This window comes from Micrococcus sp. HSID17227, assembly GCF_003989405.1.
Taxonomy (GTDB): domain Bacteria; phylum Actinomycetota; class Actinomycetes; order Actinomycetales; family Micrococcaceae; genus Micrococcus; species Micrococcus luteus.
Genome location: NZ_RBLN01000004.1, coordinates 21,229 through 36,119, shown reverse-complemented (window position 1 = coordinate 36,119; position 14,891 = coordinate 21,229). Strand labels below are relative to the sequence as shown.

The 14,891-nt window shown below is 67.1% G+C and carries 14 protein-coding genes; 6 read left to right on the top strand and 8 right to left on the bottom strand.

All coding sequences use genetic code 11. The annotated features are described in order from the left end of the window. Both D8M29_RS14040 and D8M29_RS00680 read right to left on the bottom strand, forming a co-directional pair. On the bottom strand, nucleotides 1-217 hold a 217-nt coding region (locus D8M29_RS14040), incomplete at its 3' end, for a hypothetical protein (protein ID WP_238692759.1). 784 nt (nucleotides 218-1,001) lie between these two features. Continuing rightward, on the bottom strand, nucleotides 1,002-1,667 hold the full coding sequence (locus tag D8M29_RS00680; protein ID WP_127435139.1) for an HNH endonuclease family protein: 666 nt from the start codon (nucleotides 1,665-1,667) through the stop codon (nucleotides 1,002-1,004). Nucleotides 1,668-1,830: 163 nt separating this feature from the next. Here D8M29_RS00680 and D8M29_RS00675 point away from each other — a divergent pair, with 163 nt between their 5' ends. Next, complete coding sequence (locus D8M29_RS00675) at nucleotides 1,831-3,972, top strand: site-specific DNA-methyltransferase (protein ID WP_127435138.1); 2,142 nt, start codon at nucleotides 1,831-1,833, stop codon at nucleotides 3,970-3,972. A gap of 5 nt (nucleotides 3,973-3,977) precedes the next feature. Further along, entirely contained in the window at nucleotides 3,978-6,563 is a 2,586-nt protein-coding gene (locus D8M29_RS00670) for a DEAD/DEAH box helicase (RefSeq protein WP_127435137.1), read from the top strand. Nucleotides 6,564-6,602: 39 nt separating this feature from the next. Here D8M29_RS00670 and D8M29_RS00665 read toward each other — a convergent pair whose 3' ends face one another. After that, nucleotides 6,603-7,175 (bottom strand): recombinase family protein, encoded by a 573-nt coding sequence (locus D8M29_RS00665; protein ID WP_127435136.1) that lies wholly within the window; start codon nucleotides 7,173-7,175, stop codon nucleotides 6,603-6,605. A 337-nt stretch (nucleotides 7,176-7,512) separates the two neighbouring features. Here D8M29_RS00665 and D8M29_RS00660 point away from each other — a divergent pair, with 337 nt between their 5' ends. From D8M29_RS00660 to D8M29_RS00645, 4 genes are all read left to right on the top strand, one after another. Continuing rightward, nucleotides 7,513-7,962, top strand: coding sequence for a hypothetical protein (locus D8M29_RS00660; RefSeq protein WP_127435135.1), 450 nt, complete (start codon nucleotides 7,513-7,515; stop codon nucleotides 7,960-7,962). A gap of 272 nt (nucleotides 7,963-8,234) precedes the next feature. Beyond that, on the top strand, nucleotides 8,235-9,164 hold the full coding sequence (locus D8M29_RS00655) for a hypothetical protein (RefSeq protein WP_127435134.1): 930 nt from the start codon (nucleotides 8,235-8,237) through the stop codon (nucleotides 9,162-9,164). Between the two features lie 198 nt (nucleotides 9,165-9,362). Beyond that, entirely contained in the window at nucleotides 9,363-9,665 is a 303-nt protein-coding gene (locus D8M29_RS00650) for an XRE family transcriptional regulator (protein WP_127435133.1), read from the top strand. Nucleotides 9,666-10,234: 569 nt separating this feature from the next. Next, nucleotides 10,235-11,428: an alcohol dehydrogenase catalytic domain-containing protein gene (locus D8M29_RS00645; RefSeq protein WP_127435132.1), complete on the top strand. Its 1,194-nt coding sequence runs from the start codon at nucleotides 10,235-10,237 to the stop codon at nucleotides 11,426-11,428. Nucleotides 11,429-11,558: 130 nt separating this feature from the next. Here D8M29_RS00645 and D8M29_RS00640 read toward each other — a convergent pair whose 3' ends face one another. From D8M29_RS00640 to D8M29_RS00620, 5 genes are all read right to left on the bottom strand, one after another. Continuing rightward, nucleotides 11,559-11,984, bottom strand: coding sequence for a hypothetical protein (locus D8M29_RS00640; protein WP_127445753.1), 426 nt, complete (start codon nucleotides 11,982-11,984; stop codon nucleotides 11,559-11,561). A gap of 138 nt (nucleotides 11,985-12,122) precedes the next feature. Next, nucleotides 12,123-12,359 (bottom strand): glutaredoxin domain-containing protein, encoded by a 237-nt coding sequence (locus D8M29_RS00635; RefSeq protein WP_127435614.1) that lies wholly within the window; start codon nucleotides 12,357-12,359, stop codon nucleotides 12,123-12,125. Nucleotides 12,360-12,781: 422 nt separating this feature from the next. Beyond that, entirely contained in the window at nucleotides 12,782-13,168 is a 387-nt protein-coding gene (locus D8M29_RS00630; protein ID WP_127435613.1) for a hypothetical protein, read from the bottom strand. Between the two features lie 460 nt (nucleotides 13,169-13,628). Next, complete coding sequence (locus D8M29_RS00625; protein WP_127445752.1) at nucleotides 13,629-14,240, bottom strand: hypothetical protein; 612 nt, start codon at nucleotides 14,238-14,240, stop codon at nucleotides 13,629-13,631. 262 nt (nucleotides 14,241-14,502) lie between these two features. Further along, complete coding sequence (locus tag D8M29_RS00620; RefSeq protein WP_127435037.1) at nucleotides 14,503-14,814, bottom strand: hypothetical protein; 312 nt, start codon at nucleotides 14,812-14,814, stop codon at nucleotides 14,503-14,505. Between the last annotated feature and the right edge of the window lie 77 nt (nucleotides 14,815-14,891).

The window sequence follows — 14,891 nt, the reverse complement described above, 5'->3', positions numbered from 1 at the left end:
CCGTGAGCCCCTGACCACGGAGCAAGAGACCGTGATGAGCACGGAGGTGATGCCGACCCTGCAGACCTGACAGGTACAAGCCCCCTACAACCTCGAAGACGGTTACACCACTTCCAGGGACTTGACCCGCCCACTGCGCGGCCAACTGCTCCGCTTCCTGCGCCGCCCACATCTCGGTCGGCGGCTCCCACGGATCATGCTCGATGTGCTCGCGCATCTGCGGCCTCCCTCGTCGTCGTGGCGGCCATCCTGGCACGTCCGAACGGACTGCCCCGCCGTTGTCCACAGGGCCGCTGCCGACGCACCTCCCAGCGCGCTCGGCAAGGGGCCTAGGACGAGGGCGGGTGACCAGCGTGGCCCGGTCCCACAGGCCAAGCCAGAAGAGTGCCCAGCAGCCCTAGTGCGGCCTCACATCACAGCCCCGCCGGCTGGCGCCCATCGACCGCCTGCGTGCCCACGACGACTGAGGACGACAACGGGCGCGGACCATGATGGTCCGCGCCCGTCCCTCGTCCAGCTCTACGCCAGAGTCACACCTTCAGCGCCTACGCAACCTCCGCCACCAGGGCCGCGCGGCCTTCGAACCGCGCTCGGCTTCAATCCTCGCGTGCTGCTTTCGCGCGACCGAAAGCGCCCGCTCGTCATGGTGACACTCCGCTTCTCGTGTGGTGTGGCGTGCGCCTTGGTCGGCACGTTCGGTCGTTTGTGGCCGGCGTTCCGGGCCTCCTGCCGCGGGCCGCCCCGACTCCACGCGTCCTGCACCGCCACCTTCCCAATGCCGATAACGACGCCCCCGACCCGCACGGTGAAGCGGTCCCCCGCCGCGAGGTAAGACCCCCGTGGCATGTTCGCGCTCTACGGACGACCGGAGCTCCAGGAGAGGGGTGGCCATGACAGACACAGTACGAACACAAGTCCTCGAGCCAGCCCCCGGATAGGCCAGTGCCCACACCCGCAGCCGTCAACGTCTAGGGGATGGGCATCATTGCGGCCGTGCAGCCTCAGTACCGGGTCACCTTAAGGGTGGTGTTCGTGCAGGAGGCGGCCTTCTTCACCAAGAACGCCTTCTCCGTGGCGTCAGCCTTCAACCCCCAGCGGATCTTCACCGCGGTCCAGTCAGCGATGTACTTGCACTGGTTCTTCGGCGGCAGCCACTGCTCCGGACCGCGGGCCTGCTTGGCCGAGTTCAACGCCGAGGTCTGCGCGTTCAGCGACCGGGCATCCCCCAGGTCGTTGTAGAACGCCACCCGCTTGGCCTTGGTCCAGTACCGAGCTCCCGAGCCCCACGCCTCATGCACGGGCACCATGTGATCGATCTGCACCGTCGATGCAGACGTGTGCGTGCGCAGATCCCAGCTGCTCACCCACTTGCCCGTGGCCACCGTGCACTTTCGGGCCGTCGTGAACTTCGGGGTGGTCTTGGACTCTGCGATCAACACCTCCGCCCGCGTGTTCTGGCAGTCCCTGTTCGCATCCTTCCAGTCCCCGAACTGGGCGGCCCGGTCATAGCCGGCATTGTTCTCCGCCGCCACCGGCAACGACGCCACAGCCGTGCGCAACGGGGCCGAGTACGTGGTGCCGGCTGCCGCCGGGCCCGCACCCCCGAGGACAGCGGTGGCGACGAAAGCAGCAGCAGTGGCCAGAGAAGCCAGAGAGCGTCGTGACATGGGCGAGTTCCTTGCTCGAGTGGATGACGCGATGCGAAGTCGCATCGCAGCTGATCCTAAGCTCGCGTGAAGCCCCTGCTTGGCACGAGATCCCCGGTCCCTAGGATGGGCAGGATTAGCGCGGACAGCGCCCCATGCCACTCGGCCCAGAGAAAGAACACCCGTGTCTCGACTGACTGACCTGCTCGCCCAGGCCCGCAAGACCGACCCACAGCTGGCCGCAGACCTGGAAGCTGAGTTCCGCCAGCTCACCCGACACAACCAGTTCGGTCTCGTGTTTGAGCGTCACCAGCCCGAAGCTGTGGAGCTGCCCGGCCGCCCCGTGCGCCGCGGAGACACCGTCCGCGTGCTGCCCCCGCGCGGGAGCCTCACCATCGGGGACACCCGTCACTGGGTCGTCACCGACCTCGAACGCATCCCAGACGGCAAGCAAGCCCACCTGACCGAAGCAGACGTCGACCCCGAGGTCCGCGAGCCGGCCACCTCGACAGCAGCACTCGAGGACCTTGTGGTGGTCGCCCGGTTCGAGGACCCGATCTACCCGGGCCTGGTCGAGACAGGCCGCGTCGAAAACGGTGGGGACAAGCCATTCCACACGGTCATCAACGCCGAGAACTTCCACGCCCTCGAGATGCTCACATACACCCACCGCCACAAGGTGGACTGCATCTACATTGACCCGCCCTACAACACCGGGGCGAAGGACTGGAAGTACAACAACGACTACGTCGCCTCCGATGACGACTACCGCCACTCCAAGTGGCTGTCCTTCATGGAGCGCCGCCTTCAGATCGCCCGCGAACTCCTCAATCCTGAGGACTCCGTCCTAATCGTCACCATCGACGAGAAGGAATATCTCCGACTCGGACTGCTCCTGGAGCAGACTTTTCCGGATGCGCGCATTCAGATGGTCTCAAGCGTCATCAACCCCAAGGGTTCACACCGAGCGGACGCGTTCGCACGAAGCGATGAATACATCTACTTCGTGATGCTTGGCGGCTCTTCTCCAGCCGCACTTCCGTTGTCCTCCGAATGGAAAATCGTGGAGGATCGCCGCGCACTAGGCCTTCGCTGGGCAGAAATGCTTCGTACGGGCGACGGCTCCGAGCGGGCCGATCGTCCCAATATGTTCTACCCCGTGTTTGTCGCGGATTCAGAGGAGGGTCCGAAGATCGTTCAGGTCGGCGAGCCTCTTATGGGTAAAGACTTGACTGTTCCGGTAGGGCCTCCCGGATCGGTAGCAGTTTGGCCGATCAAAGCTTCGGGCGTTGAGGGCCGTTGGCAGGTGAGTCGCGAAAACTTCATGGACCTTCTCGAGGAAGGGTTCGTCCGTCTGGGGCGCTGGAGGGGGGAGAAGACCTCTATCTCCTATTTGAAGTCCGGTGAACGCGCTAAAGTCCAGTCTGGAATCTTCCCGGTTACCGGGAGGAACTCCGATAACTCCATTCGTGTCGATGTCTCGAAGTATGTCCCTTTCTTCGTTCCCACTACTCAGTGGAGGCTCGCATCCCACAATGCCGAGCAAGGTGGAACCAATCTGGTGAAGTCTCTTTTGTCGGGGAGGAAGTTTCCATTTCCCAAGTCTCTGTACGCCGTTCGCGATGCCATCCGGTTCTTTGTTTACGACAAGCCGGATGCCGTCATCCTTGACTTTTTCTCGGGATCGGCAACTACAGCCCACGCGGTGATGCTGCTGAACCGCCTTGACGGAGGACGTCGTCAGTGCATCTCGGTCACGAACAACGAGGTGTCCGCCGAGGAGCAGAAGGGTCTGCGCGCGAAGGGGCTTCGTCCAGGGGATCCGGAGTGGGAGCAGTGGGGCATCTGCGACTACATCACCAAGCCCCGCGTCACTGCGGCCATCACAGGCAAGACCCCGGCCGGGGAACCGATCAAGGGCAAGTACAAGTTCACCGACGAGTTCCCCATGGCCGATGGCTTCGAGGAGAACGCGGCGTTCTTCACCCTGACCTATGAGGCGCCCCGGCAGGTGCGTCACAACCGTGCCTTCGCCCGGGTTGCGCCGATGCTCTGGCTCAAGGCCGGCTCGCGCGGTCGCATCATCTCCAGCCTTCCGGAACGGGGCTGGGATGTGGCTCAGGCTTACGGGGTGCTCGAGGACATGGACCACGCACCCGAGTTCTTGGCTGCCCTGGAAGCTGACCCCCAGGTGGGGATGGCGTTCATCGTGACCGACTCCGAGGTGGCCTTCCAGTCCGTGGCCCGGCAGCTGCCTGAACACACCACTGCGGTGCGCCTGTACGAGTCCTACCTGCACAACTTCCAGATCAACCGGAGGGCCTGACCCCCATGCGTTACACCCTCAAGGACTACCAGGCCCAGGCTGTCGAGCAGGTCCTGAACCGACTGCATCGGGCCAGGAAGAACTACCAGGACGACGGCGTCCTGTCCCAGTTCTCCCTGGCAGCGGCCACCGGGGCCGGCAAGACGGTGATGGCCGCGGCCATCATCGAAGCCCTGTTCTTCGGCTCCGACCAGTACACCGAGGACATCGCCCCCGACCCCGGGGCCACCGTGCTCTGGTTCTCCGACGACCCGGACCTGAACGATCAGTCCCGCGCCCGGATCCATGCCGCATCCTCCGAGCTAGACGGTCGGCTGCGCACCGTGGAGAACTCCTTCGCCGAGACCACCTTCGCCCCCGGCCAGGTGTACTTCCTCAACGCCCAGAAACTGCGCGAAGGAGCCCGCCTGGTGCGCGGAGCCGCGGACCCCGCCAACGCCGCCACCCCGGTGATGGCCGCCCCCGACATGGCACAACGCACCATCTACGACGTCATCGCCAACACCGTCGCCACCCCCGGACGAACCCTGTACTTCATCCTGGACGAGGCCCACAGGGGCATGAAGACCACCAAGAAGAACGACCAGGAACGGGCCACCATCGTCCAGCGCCTGATCAACGGCACCGCCCTGGCCCCGGCCATGCCGATCGTGCTCGGGATCTCCGCCACCGTGGAACGCTTCACCCAGGCCATGGCCCACGCCACCGACCGGGACGCGCTCTCCCCCGTGCAGGTCGACCCCGCGCTCGTGCAAGCCTCCGGGCTGCTCAAGGACGATGTTGTCCTCACCATCCCCGAGGAAGCCGGCGCCTTCGACACCACGCTGTTGCGCGAGGCCGTGGCCCGCACCAAGGCCTCCACCAGGGCCTGGGCCGCCTACGCCGCCGAGCAGGGCGAACCGAACCCCGTGGTGCCGCTACTGGTCGTGCAGGTCGCAGACAAACCCAGCGACGAGCACCTCTCGCGAATCCTGGATGTCATCCACCAGGAGTGGCCCGAGCTACGGCCCCAGGACATCGCCCACGTCTTCGGCACCCACACCGACCGTCACCTGCCCGGCCAGATCGTCAACTACATCGCCCCCCAGCGAGTGCAGGAAACCACGCACATCCGGGTGCTGCTGGCCATGGAGGCGATCTCCACCGGCTGGGACTGCCCCAGGGCGGAGGTGCTGATGTCCTTCCGCACCTACAAGGACGCCACCTACGTCCACCAGCTGCTGGGCCGGATGGTCCGCACCCCCCTGGCCCGACGCATCCCGGGCAACGAAGTGCTCAACTCCATCGACTGCTTCCTGCCCCACTTCGACAAGACCACCTCCACCGCCATCGCCCAGACCTTGATGCGCGGACAGTCCGACATGGACGACACCACTTCCGACCCCGCCCGCGCATCCGCCCGGCGGGTGCTGTTCGACCCGGCCACCCTGACACCGAACCCGGCGGTGGCAGAAGACGTGTGGGCGGTGTTCGACGCCCTGCCCTCGATGAACATCCCCCAGGGCGCCACCAAACCGCTCAAGCGCCTGGACATCCTGGCCAACGCCCTCTCCCACGACGGGCTGCTGCCCGGGGCGGTCAAGACCGCCGCACACACAATGTGCAAGCTCCTGGACGGATGCAGGGCGCAGTACTCCGAGCAGATCGCCGCAGCCCGCCAGGATGTGCTCACGCTGTCGGCCCAGCGGCTGACCGGCCGGCTGGGAACCACAACCCTGAGCACCACCAGCCTGGAGCTGCTGGCCGATGACCGGGCCATTGAGGAGGCCGCTGCCGCGGCGGCTCGCACCCTCACCGGCTGGATCGCCGGGGCCTACATCGATCACATCGTCCCCGAGGACGAAGAGGATCTGGACCTGCGCGAAGGAGACATCATCATCGCCTCCCTGGCCCGCACCTCCGAGGTCGTCGCCGACCTGGAGGCCAAGGCCGACAAGCTCGTGCAGGACTGGCTGAGCCAGTACCGAGTGCAGATCAACGGCCTGACCGATGAGCGCCAGGCAGTGTATGACCGGGTGCGGGAGATGGCCCGTCGGCCTGAACGTGTGGACCTGGCCCGCCCGAAGTTGGCCCAGGCCGACCAGCAGGAGCGCCTCCCTGATGGCAGCGAGCGTCCTCTGCCGACCCGCACTCTGCATTTGATGGCCGCCGAGGACTGCACCGCACCTGTGGATCTGAACGCCTGGGAGCAGCAGGTGCTGGACTCCGAAGCCGCCGAGCCCTCCTTCCGGGGCTGGTACCGCAACCCCTCCCGGGCTTCCAAGCAGTCTTTGGCGATCCCGTTCCAGGACGGCACCGGCCAGTGGCAGGCGCTACGACCGGACTTCGTGTTCTTCCACGCCAACCAGGACGGCACGATCCGCGCGGACATCGTGGACCCCCACGGCACGCACCTGGCCGACGCCTTGCCCAAGTTGCGGGGCCTGGCCGAGTACGCCCAGGCCCACGGGGATGTCTTCGGCCGGATCGAGGCCGTCGCTGAGATCGACGGCCAGCTGCGGGTGCTGGACATGAAGAACGACGTCGTCCAAGCCGGCGTCCACGCAGCCCAAGACGCTGAATCCCTATACAAGGCCGCGCCCGCATACTGAAGCAGAAACTCAAGGGACGCCGGCGGCCGAGGATGGGGTTCAGTCTGAGGCGTGCCGGCGCAACGAGGTGTACAGGGTCTGCCGGCTCACCCCGAACGCGCGCGCCACTTCGGCCTTCGGGACCCCCATCTCGATCAACACGCGCGCCTGCTCCACGTCGGCGTCCGAGAGCTTCGGGGCCTGCACGTACTTGCCGCGGGCCTTAGCGAGGGCGATGCCCTCGGCCTGACGCTCCTTGATCCGCCGGCGCTCGAACTCAGCGAACGCCGCCAGAATCCCCAGCATGAGCCCGTCCACCGGGGAGGTGCCGGACTTGTCCACGGTGATCCGCTCGGACACGAACTGCACCGCACACCCCTTGGCGGTGAGCTCGTCCACGATCGCGTACAGGTCCCGGGTGTCGCGGCCCAGGCGGTCCATCGAGGCGACCTTCACCAGATCCCCCTCACGCACGTACCGCATCAGCTCCGCCAGCCCGGTGCGCTTGGCTCTGGAGCTACCGCTGATCTTGTCCTCGAAGATGCGGTCGCACTCCCCTACCGCTTCCAGCTGACGCTCCAGGTTCTGCTCGGCCGAGCTGACCCGCACGTAGGCCACAGTCTGTCCAACCACGTCTCAGACCCTCCGACGATTGTGTCCAACGGCCCGGTTTGGGACCGTCTCTGACGTGATGCTCTCGTGGCCGGGCCGGGTGTGTAAAGGGGTATACCCGGATGGACGCCGGATCGCCCCCCCGGAGGCCACCGGTTCCATGACACCCCCTACGCCCAGATGGACAGATGGTCCGAAGCGACGCGAAGCATGCGATACACCGCCATGTCTCCATCAGGTGTAAATGGGTTCCCAACGTTCTTGATCGCACGGGCGAACTTCGTCACCGTTGACGCATCTTCGACACGTGGTAGGCTGATCCCAGACCAGCAGCAGCATCAACCTCTAGGAGACCGTGATGGCGTTCAAGATCTTCGAGAAGGGCAGCGCTCCCGCACCATCGCTTCCGGCCGTGACGATCCAGAAGCGGGGACTCTTCAGCCTGAACGACGCCGCGTACAAGATGCTCAAGGAGCCTGAGTACGTGACCTTCCTCTACGACGAGGACGAGAAGCTGATCGCGCTGCAGGGCGCTGACTCCAAGGACCTCAACGCCTACCCCGCTCGTCGACAGAAGTCGACCAATGCGCGAGAGAGCAGCTCCGGTCCAGTGTTGATTGCTGGAACTATGTTCAGCCGATTCATTGGCCTCGACACCTCCCAGGCGCGTAGATGGACGCCTGAAATGCGTGACGGGATGCTGCTGATCGATCTGAAGACTGAGGGTGCCTTGGTCATCTCCAACCGCAACCGCCGTAAGGCAGCCGAAGCGCACGCTGAGGCCGAAGGGGCTAGCGGCGATGACTGAGGCGACGCAGTGAGCGGCACCCTGCCGGGACCTGGAGCGGAGGTCCACCAGTAGTTGTGGCGCCTGGTCCTCGCGTGAGCTTCACGCAGACACCAGGCGCACATCGCGCCAACTGCACACAGAGCCCCTCCCGAGGGGCTCGGGAGGGGCTCGAGGGTGTCCGGCAAGACTCCTCGACTCTATCCCACGCGGCAGCCCCCATGGGCCGGTCGTAGTGGCTGGCGCGCTCACCAACCGGTGCCCATTCAGGGCACCAGAAGGGAGCGCATCCGATGCGTGTCTCTGACCTGTACAAGTTCAACGACCCTCAGAGCCTGCCGTTCGTGGACGTCAACGTCCTCAAGGACAGCCGGCTCTTCGTCGACCCCCGGGCCATCCGGCTCGACACGACCCCCACGCAGTACGCCACCGACGCCAAGGCGTCGATGACGAGCTTCTTCGACACCGTCAGGGACCTGGTCCTACAGGGCGGTCAGTCCAGTCAGACCCAGGGCCTGGCCCTACTGCAGGACTTCTCCGAGCCCTGGCAGACCCGCCTCGGCATGGCCGCCCGCGGCTTCCGAGGCCACGGCGGCGCCGAGATGGTGGGCGCATGGATCTGGGACCTTCTGGTCACGAACGCCGAGGCGTTCCGGCGCATCGCCGTCCTGACCCAGCTCGAGGACATCCCCCTCTTCGTGGAAGGAATCGGAGCGGACATCACTTCGGATCTCACCACGAGGATCATCTACGGGCCCCTGGCCGAGTTCACGGCCCAGATGCTGGAGACCTACCCCCAGTTCACGGCTGGCAACCACAAGGTCACCGCGGTCACCGCCCGCATCTGGGACCTGCAGGAGTGCCGCTGGCGTGAGGTTCAGGTGACGCTGCCGGTGGCCAACGGCAAGGAACTGCTGCTCGTCCCCCGGAATTGGGTGCGCCCGATCCTGCTCATGCATGCTCGCCGGTTCTACGAGGTCTCGGTCCTCGGCCACGTCCAGGACACGCAGACCGTGTACACCACCCAGGGTCGGGCTCTGAAGCCGACCAAGGAGAAGTTGAAGGAGCGCAGCGATCTGGCCTGCAGCCGGCCCTTCCTCCTTCACACCACGCTGGAAGCCGCCGACAACAACGGCATCAACCTCAGCGACCGGTTCAAGCGCTTCGTCGACAGTCGATTCGAACTCGTCCCCGACGAGACCCTCGATCGCAAGACCGCCTGACAACCTGATCGGCTGCTCAGCCCCCTGGGGCCACACGTGAGTGTGGCCCCAGGGGCGTCGTGTCCAGGCGACGACCGGACACCCCCGCCGGGAGGAGAGCCGAACCTCACGAGGACAACCCACCCCCACCTCTCTACCACCCTGATCCGCACCACACCGACCTGCACCGGCCTGCACCACCACCCAGGAGCACCCCCCATGTCCACTCTCGAGCAGCTCACCGCCCAGCGCCCACCGCGCCGCGAGATTGTTGATGCCCACAAGGAGCAGATGCGCGCCCAGGCGCGCGCCTACCGGCTGCGCGAACTGCGTGAGTCCCTGCACCTGGCCCAGTCCGAGCTCGCCGCCGAGCTGCAGGTCTCCCAGAACCGGGTGTCCACCATCGAACGCGGCGACCTGGCCAAAGCCCAGCTCGACACCCTACGCCGCTACGTCCAGGCCCTTGGAGGCACGTTGAACCTCGAGGTCCAGCTCGGAGACGAGACCTTCAAGATCGCCTAACCCCTCAGACCCGTGAGCGGGTACGCCTAGATGTACTGACCGGACTCGTTGATCGACGGTAACGTCGAATTCGGTCACACCAACCCCGCTGATTATCTTCCCCATCGGCGGGAGCATCGACGTGAACTCGAGTCTCCATCCCAGCCTCACCCTGCACCAGACCTGACACCACCAGCCGCACAAAGCTGGCCCCTGCCCACCGATCCGAGCAAGTGCGCCGAGCGACCCGTCATCGAAGACAACTCTCGTCGGCTACAACGGTCGTTTGTGGCGGCTGCTCGGTGTGCCGCCCGGTGGCGTGGAATGCTCGGCGTGTCGCTCGCCAAATGACTCGCCACAACTGAAGTGCCAGAACTTGGCCGCGGCCGACGTTTTGGCCCTAGGGCATGTCTGACAATCGTTTGGACCACGCGAGCACAGCGTTCAGGACCACAGCAGACCCAACCTTCCCTCTGGTGTCTCCCCACCCTTAGTGTCTCCGTACGGCCCGAGACCGGGACTCCCCCTCGGGTTCGCCCCGTCTCTCGCCCCGCCGGGGGCCTCGCTGGAGACAGAAAGGTAGCAGTTTCATGACCACCAAGAACCGCGCCGTGGCATTCCACGGCATCAAGGACGTGCGCGTCGACGAGCTGGACTTCCCCAAGCTGGAGATGCCTGACGGCTCCGCCGCCCCGCACGGTGTCATCCTCAAGATCGTCGCCACCAACATCTGCGGCAGCGACCTGCACATCTACCGCGGCTCCTTCCCCGTGCCCGAGGGCATGGTGCTGGGTCACGAGATGACCGGCCAGGTGCTGGAGATCGGCAGCGACGTCCAGTTCCTGCAGGAGGGCGACCTCGTCTCCGTGCCGTTCAACGTGGCCTGCGGCCGCTGTCGCAACTGCCGCGCCGGCCGCACCGAGGTGTGTGAGACCGCCAACCCGGAGCAGGCGTGCGCCGCCTACGGCTTCAATCTGGGCAACTTCCAGGGCGGACAGGCCGAGTACCTGTTCGTGCCGTACGCCGACTTCCAGCTGCTGCGCTTCCCGGACCAGGAGCAGGCGATGGAGAAGATCCTGGATCTGGCCGTGCTCTCGGATATCCTCCCGACGGCGTTCCACGGCCTCATGGAGGCCGGTGCCAAGCCCGGCTCCACCGTCTACATCGCCGGTGCCGGGCCCGTGGGCCGGTGCGCCGCGGCCGCCGCTCGGCTGCTGGGCGCCTCGTGCATCATCGTGGGCGATCAGGACGCCTCGCGGCTGGAGCTGGTGCGCAAGCACGGCTGCGAGACCATCGACCTCTCCGTCACGGAGAACCTGCAAGACGCCGTGAACGACATCCTCGGCGAGCCGATGGTGGACTGCGCGGTGGACTACGTCGGCTCCGAGGCCCACGGCCTGGGCTCCGAGTCCGATGAGATGCAGCCGATCGCCGCCGTGAACCAGGTCCTGGACATCACCCGTCCGGGCGGTGCCACGGGCATCATCGGCATCTACGGGCCGGACCCGATCGCGGAGACGAAGGCCGAGCAGGAGGGCACCTTCCCGGTGGACTTCGGCAAGGCCTGGATCAAGTCGCCCCACATCATCGGCGGCCAGGCGCCCATCATGCGCTACAACCGTCAGCTGATGATGTCGATCCTGTGGGACCGGATGCCGTACCTGACGGAGTTGGTCAACCCGCGCGTGATCGCCCTGGACGAGGCACCCCAGGCCTACGCGGAGTTCGACCAGGGCTCCGTGGAGAAGTTCGTCATCGACCCCCACGGCATGATCGCCCGCTGAGCGACGCCGCCTGTTTCGTCAGGCTCAGTCTGGGTGGTTCTCCACCGCACCGCGCACTCCGCCAAAGCGGGGTGCGCGGTGCCGTGCTGAACGCGGTCATCGCGTGGTCAAAGCTATTGTCAGACACGCCCTAGCCGCTGGGCTCCGTGGCCGCGCGCTGGCGGGCGCGCTCGTCGCTGATGATCGAGGGCGGCACACCTGCGATGCGCGCGGCCTCTGCGGCGGTGAGCTGCTTAGCGTCTGACACCTGCACGAGCAGCGCGTCACGGGCGGCGACCGCCTCGCGACGTGCGCTGCGGGCCGCGCGCGCGGCGGCTGCGCTGTTGGCGACACGCGCGAGGACGTCGCCGCCGCGCGCGCGGCCCGCTCCCTTCTCGATGATGCCGACGACGTGAGACCGACTCATCTCCGCCGCGCGGGCGATCCGCGCCTTCGGGGCACCGGACGCGGCGGCGTCGCACAGTGCGGCGTCTCGTTCCTCGCGGGTGCGGGTCACCTCGGCCTCGGCCGCTTCAACGGCTGCCGCCGCCCTCTCCACTGCCTTGCGCGCGTCCATGCGTACTGCCTTCCTGCTTCTGTAATGTGGGGGGTGGCCAATCCCGTTCTAGTGGCCCTGCCGCCGCCCCACCCCCTCCGGGGTGGCGGCCCGCCCCCGCCCCTGTCTTGGTCGATAGGGGGCGGGGGCATCTTCCTCTCAGGGGGTCGGGATCGCGATGATCTTGTCCGGGCGGTATCCGGCCCACGTCTCGGCCTCGGTGACGACCACGGGGGCCTGCATGTGCCCTTGGGCCTTGAATCGGGCCGCGTCGTCCTCGGTCATCGGGCGGGCCGCGTAGCGGATGCCACGCTTGTCGAGCGCGCGCGTCGTGCTCGTGCACTGCACGCACGCCGGACGGGTGTAGACGATGACGGGCGCGGGTTCGGTGGTCATGGGCTGATCCTCTCGCGCGGGGGCCTGCATTCGGCACGTCTCGCACCGGGCGACCTCGGCGGCGGCGTCGGCGCCCACCTGCGCGGCCCACTGCTCGACATGCGCGGGCGTGACGGCCTGCCAGTCGTCCAGGTCCGTGAGGTGGGTCAGACGCTCGGGGTGGGCCTCGACGGCGGCGGCCAGGGCCATCCCGCCGTGCTTGACGCACGTGATCCGGCCATCGCGGGCGATCCACAGGGCCGGCGGGCTTGGTGGTCTGGGTGCGGGTCTGGGTGGTCATCGTGGTTCCCTCCTTGGGGTGTCGTGGTGCTCGGGGCGGGGGCTTGGTCTCCCCCGCCGTGGGCCGCGTGCTTGCGGCCTGGTGGGCGGGAGGCCCGCCGGGGCCGGTGTCCTGCACCGACCCCGGCGGGGCTCCTAACGGATCACGCAGGGTCTGTGGCCGACTTGTCGTAGACCTGGACTCCGCGCAGTGCGCCGCCTCCCGTGGTGTAGAGAATCCAGAGGCTTGCCGCGTTGCGGCGCACGCGGCGCGGCCCCGTCTGGTCGAACGGCCACGACTGGCGGGTGTTCACCCTGGTGGCCGCTGGGCACTGATCCCACAGCAGGACGATGTTCACGCGGGGCAGGTCCGGGAAGCGGGTCGCGAACTCCTGGAACGCCGCCGCCTCCGTCTCGCTGGCGCTAATCCGCAGCTCGGCCCGGGCGGCGCGGACGGCCAGGGTGGCGGCGATGTTGTCCTGGCTCCGTTCCCGCCGGGCCTTCTCGGCCTCGGTCATCCGGCGGGCGGTGGTGAGGATGTTCTCGGTCATGGTCTGACTCCGTTCTAGGGGGTCCGGGCGGTGTCTCCGTCCGGGTCGGTACGGGGCTTGGTCTCCCCTTCCGACTCTTTCAGTGTACTAGACACCGAACGTCGGGTGCAACTCCTGGCATGGATTTTTTCGGCGGATTCTTGCGGGTGCTGGGCGTCGTCGTAGGCGCGTGCCTACGTCGGCACATGCCTAGTCGGTGGCCGTTCGAGCGTCTCCCCGTGCGGGCGCTGCCGCTGGGCTGCCCTGGTGATGGGAGAGGATTTCAGGCCGCTCTAGAGGCGATGGGCACCGGGTAGAAGCTGGCCCCGATCAGCCGACCCGCTGGGAACTACCCCCCGTCAAGGCCCCCTTGGTGAGCACCGCCCCACGGTGCGCCGGCAGCGCCCGCCGGCCCCTCGCCAGCACGCACCGCCCGTCCCGGCCCGGCCCCCACGCTCGGGGGCCGGGTCCGGGTTTGCCGTCAGTCCCTACCGATGGGCAGACGCTCGCGGCGTCGCCCGGCCTGGTCCTCGGCCAGCCGTTCGCGGGCGCGGGCGTCCAACGCCTCGTGTCGGTACGCCTCGAACGCCTCGGGGTGCACCTCGTGGGCCTGCATCCACGCTGCGGCGGCATCGGTGACCCCCTCGGCGTACAGCCACGCCGCGATAGCGTCCGCGACGTTGCATCCGACCTGGGGGGCGATGGCGGCGGGGTCGGTGTGCTCGGCCAGGGCGCGGATGGCCTCGATGCGTGCGGACCTGCGCGCGCTCCGGGCACGCGCCGCCTCCTCGCGCTGCCTCCGCGCGGCGGCCTCGGCTTCCTTGGCCTCACGCTCGCGGCGGGCGCGCTCCCCTCGCTCCTGCTGCTGCCGCTTCTGCTCCTCGGGGAAGATGTAGCGCACGAACTCCAGCGGCTCGCCGGGGGCGCGGTGCTCGTCGTACTCGCGCACGTCCGCGGGCGTCATCGGCATTTCATCGGATTCGTTGCACGCGACGACGATCAAGGCCCCTCGCCTCTCGGCATAGTCGGCAGCCTCGGCCATCGTCTTCGGGAGGGGGTAGCCGGTCACGATGCGGGAATCGGTGGCGGTCATGGTCTGACTCCGTTCTAGGGGGTCCGGGCGGTGTCTCCGTCCGGGCCGGTGTGGGGCTTGGTCTCCCCTTCCGACTCTTTCAGTGTCCTAGACACCGAACATCCGGCGCAACTCCTGGCATGGGGTTTTTCGGCGGATTCTTGCGGGTGCTGGGCGTCCTCGTAGGCTCGTGCCTACGTCGGCGCATGCCTACGATGGGCCGTCCGTCGCCCGGACATGGGGACGCCCCCGCCGATCCGGCGGGGGCGTCCTGGTGGGCTTGTCAGCGGGGTCGCTTGTCCCCGGCGTATACGTCGCCCTCGATGTAGGTCAGGGCCTCTCCGGTGCCCTCATGGCGGATGACGTAGTAGTAATCCGACGCGGCCCACACGTAGCTCCATCCGGCGTCCTCCAGGTCCTCGCCCAGATCGCCGCCGTCGCCTGATCCCGAGTAGAACGCGTCGCCAGTGAGGTGCACCGTCATCGGGTCGTGCTTCCGCAGAATGGCGATCACCTCGGCGGCGGTGCTGGGCTTGGCTTCGGCCAGGGCCTCGCGGACGGCGGCGACCTTGGTCCAGTACGTGTCAACGCTCATGGCTGCTTCTCCTTGTTCCAGTGGTTCCGGGCGGTGTCTCCGTCCGGGCCGGTATGGGGCTTGGTCTCCCCTTCCGA